This window comes from Achromobacter semiaridum, assembly GCF_053543755.1.
In genome coordinates, this window is the sequence record NZ_JBLVOL010000076.1 from 6,087 (window position 1) to 9,689 (window position 3,603).

The 3,603-nt window shown below is 65.3% G+C and carries 4 protein-coding genes; 3 read left to right on the forward strand and 1 reads right to left on the reverse strand.

Features of this window, described 5'->3' with window-relative positions; translation table 11 throughout:
• Positions 1-40: 40 nt before the first annotated feature.
• Positions 41-817: a copper resistance protein NlpE N-terminal domain-containing protein gene (locus ACNPP0_RS20325; RefSeq protein WP_332612356.1), complete on the reverse strand. Its 777-nt coding sequence runs from the start codon at positions 815-817 to the stop codon at positions 41-43.
• Between the two features lie 193 nt (positions 818-1,010).
• Between ACNPP0_RS20325 and ACNPP0_RS20330 the strand changes: the two genes are divergently transcribed.
• The 3 genes from ACNPP0_RS20330 (at position 1,011) to zapD (ending at position 3,337) form a co-directional block, all read left to right on the forward strand.
• Positions 1,011-1,874 carry a prepilin peptidase gene (locus ACNPP0_RS20330; RefSeq protein ID WP_332612354.1) on the forward strand — a complete coding sequence of 288 codons (864 nt, stop codon included), beginning with the start codon at positions 1,011-1,013 and terminating at the stop codon, positions 1,872-1,874.
• 23 nt (positions 1,875-1,897) lie between these two features.
• Entirely contained in the window at positions 1,898-2,515 is a 618-nt protein-coding gene (gene coaE / locus ACNPP0_RS20335; protein ID WP_332612352.1) for a dephospho-CoA kinase, read from the forward strand.
• Between the two features lie 69 nt (positions 2,516-2,584).
• Entirely contained in the window at positions 2,585-3,337 is a 753-nt protein-coding gene (gene zapD, locus ACNPP0_RS20340; RefSeq protein WP_448706839.1) for a cell division protein ZapD, read from the forward strand.
• The last annotated feature ends 266 nt before the right edge of the window (positions 3,338-3,603 follow it).

The window sequence follows — 3,603 nt, forward strand, 5'->3', positions numbered from 1 at the left end:
GTCGGGCCCGGCGGGATCGAGTTGTTGCGTTAGACCGGCGTTACGGACACTTGGGCGCCGCGGCCTTGGCCAACTCGTCGATCGGGTCCAGATCCGGCTGGCGGGTCAGGTTGTAGTTCAGGTTGGGCGTCTGGCCGGCAATCGACCGCACGCGCAGCACGTTGTTGGCGGCCACCACGAACTCAGCGCGGACGTTGCCGTTGCCGTCCATCATGATGACGCGCGGCGGGCGTTCGTCGGTGGCGTCCCAGCAACCCTGTTCGGTCACGGCGGGACCCTTGTTCGGGTCGTTTTCCAGGTAGGCCGTGCGGCCACGCCAACGGCCGTTGGGCGCCAGCGTCAACGTCACGCGTTGCGCGGTGCATTGCATGGCGGGCGAAAAACACGGCAACGTGCCCATATACGTTTGGGGCTGCGGCACCAGGCTGTGCGCGGCGGCGTTGGGGGCCGGGGCGGGGGCTGCTGGTGCGGTGTTGGATGCCGATACGGCGCTGGGGGCCTCGGCGCCTTCCGGAACGGGCTGGCCGTCTTCGGTGGTCTGGCCACCGGCAGCGGCTTGCGCGCTTGGGTTCTGCGGCTTGCGGGCGTCGGGCTTCAGGGCGATTTGCACTTGCGACGGCGCGCGGATGACGCTGCGGTAGCCGGCGCCCGAACCTTGGTATTGCGCATCGGTCACGGTGCTTTCAGCCGGGGGGTCGTAATAGCCTTCGGTTTTTTGCTGGGCGCAGCCCGCCGCACCTAGTGCGGTACCGGCTAGCAGCAGCCCCATGACGCTGAGTTTGCGGGATCGGGTAACGATGTCGACGCGGGCGGTCATGGCAGCTTATCCGTGAATTGAGTCTGTCTCCGATTTTACGCACTTATGCGAAGATTCGATACGTTCCCTTAGCCACTCTTGGGTGTAGTCAGCACTTTATGCACAATAAACGACACGGCCGCCGTTTTGCCGTCCGCCTTCTGGCCGACGGACGGGGCGCTGGATCCGGCGCGCGCGTTTGTCGCGAGCGGGCATGAACGTGCTGCGACACGCCTTCGATATTCCGTTGGGCGCCTTCATTGCACTGGCCGCATTGGCGGGCTTGTTCGCCGGTAGCTGGCTGACCGTGCTGACCTACCGGCTGCCTCGCATGATGGAACGGGAATGGCAGGCGCAATGCCTGGACGCCGTGGGCCGGGCGCGGCCCGACAGCCCCGACGGCCTGTTCCATCCGGCATCGCATTGCCCCGCCTGCAACGCGCCGGTGCGTGGCTGGCGACGTCTGCCGGTGCTGGGCTGGCTTTTGCTGCGGGGCCGCTGCGCCGCGTGCGATGCCGTGATTGCGTGGCGCTACCCCGCCATTGAACTGCTGACCTGCCTGGTGTTCGCCGCCTGTGCCTGGCGCTATGGCGCCACGCCCGTCGCCCTGTGCGCCATGGGCTTGTCGGCCATGCTGATTGCCCTGGGCTGGATCGATTTTGAAACCACGCTGCTGCCTGATGTCCTGACGCAGCCGCTGGTCTGGGCCGGCCTGCTCGTCAACCTGTTCGGCACCTTCACCACCTTGCCGCTGGCGGTGATCGGCGCGGTGGCCGGCTATGTATTTCTGTGGGTTATCTTTCACCTGTTCCGGCTGCTGACCGGGCGCGAAGGCATGGGCTACGGCGACTTCAAATTGCTGGCCGCGCTGGGCGCCTGGTTTGGCGCCGAGTCGCTGCCGATGCTGTTGCTGGCGGCCTCGTTGGTGGGTGTCTTGATCGGCGGGGCGCTCACGCTCAGTGGTCGCGCGGGCCGGGGGCAGCCGCTGCCTTTCGGACCCTACCTGGCATTGGCCGGTATCGTGATGTTGCTGCTGGGTGGCGACGAGGGCTTGTGGTTGTTGATGCGTCCGGCGTGAGCCGGCGGGAAAGGATAAGCACCATGTTCAAGATTGGGCTGACGGGTGGCATCGGGTCGGGCAAGTCCCGCGTGGCCGACATGCTGGCGGAATGGGGCGCAACGCTGGTCGACACCGACGAAATCGCGCGCGCGCTGACCGCCGCGAATGGCGCGGCCATGCCCGCCATTGCCGCGGAGTTCGGCGCCCAGGCGTTGACGCCCGACGGTGCGCTGAACCGTGACTGGATGCGCGAGCGCGCCTTCGCCGACCCCGCCGTACGGCAGCGGCTTGAAGCCGTGCTGCACCCGATCATCACTGAAGAAACACGGCGTCAGGCGGCGGCCGCGAGCGGATCGTATCTGGTCTTTGTCGTGCCGCTTCTGGTGGAGTCCCTGACGCGGTGGCGCGGGCGCGTTGACCGCATCTGCGTGGTGGACTGCGACCCCGACACACAGGTGGCCCGCGTGCAGGCTCGCAGCGGGCTGACGGAGCCCGCCATCAGGCGTATTATGGCGGCACAGGCTGCGCGGCAAGTCCGCCTGGAGTCCGCTGACGACGTCATCATCAACGACGGCGCCACCTCACCAGAGCAATTGCGCGCGCAGGCAAAGACCTTGCATGACCGCTGGCTTGCGCTGGCGACCACCCAGGGCCGGTAAGCGCAAGCGGGCCGGCATCCTTCCACATCCCGGCCGGCTGGCTGACCACTGATGGGCCTGTAAAAAAGCGTGATTGTTTACGAATACCCCTTCAATGAGCGCATCCGCGCCTACCTGCGATTGGAATACCTGTTCGACAGGTTGTTCTTCTTTGCTCAGGCAGGGGATTCACGCCAACATCAGGTTGCCGTTACTTCTCTTTTCGATTTGCTTGACGCCTGCGAACGCACGGACGTGAAAGGCTCCGTGCTGCAAGACCTTGAACGCCAGCGCATGGCGTTGGTGGGCCTGCGCGATCATCCCGGCGTGGCGCAGGATGCGCTGGAAGCCATGCTGCGCGAACTGGAAAAAGTAGCCACGGCGTTGGCCGCGCCCGGCAAGACCGGCCAGTCGCTGCGCGAAAACGAATGGTTGACCAGCCTGCGCGGGCGCCTGTCCGTGCCGGGCAGCGCCACGCAGGTCGACATGCCGTCGTACTTTGCCTGGCAGAACAAATCCGAAGCCGCCCGCCTCTCGGATCTTCAGGCCTGGATCTCACCGTTTCTAGCGCTGTACGACGGGCTGACGCTGGCGTTGCGACTGCTGCGCGAATCCGGCCGCAAGACCGACATCGTGGCCGAGCAGGGCGCTTACCAACAGATGCTGGGCGGCAAGCAATTTCATCTGCTGCGCGTGTGGGTCGACCCCGAGCAAGGCGTGTTCCCCGAGATCAGCGCCAATAAGTACATGATCTGGATACGTTTTTCCACGCAAGACGGCGAATTCAAGCCCCAGCAGGTGGCCCGCGACGTCGCCTTTCAGATGACGCTGTGCAGCTCGTAGGGTCCCGCCTTTCCCGTCCAGGGCCGTCACAAGGCTGATTCTTGTTGCGGCCAGTTTCAACTGGCGTCCGCGATGCGCGAAACCGAACCCGACTAGTAGACAATACGGCTTTCTGCATTAGTGCCGGAACCGTTTCCATGTCCGAAAGTCGTCCTGTTTCCCCACCGTCCCGCTGGACCCGCCGCCGCATTGTCGGCCTGGTCGTGTTGCTGCTGGTGGTTGCCGGTATTGCCTGGCTGGTGCTGCGGCCCTCTGCCAAGCAGGGC

Coding starts and splice junctions, on each gene's coding strand:
- ACNPP0_RS20325 (WP_332612356.1), bottom strand. CDS start 817: ATGACCGCCCGCGTCGACATCGTTACCCGATCCCGCAAACTCAGCGTC.
- ACNPP0_RS20330 (WP_332612354.1), top strand. CDS start 1,011: ATGAACGTGCTGCGACACGCCTTCGATATTCCGTTGGGCGCCTTCATT.
- coaE (WP_332612352.1), top strand. CDS start 1,898: ATGTTCAAGATTGGGCTGACGGGTGGCATCGGGTCGGGCAAGTCCCGC.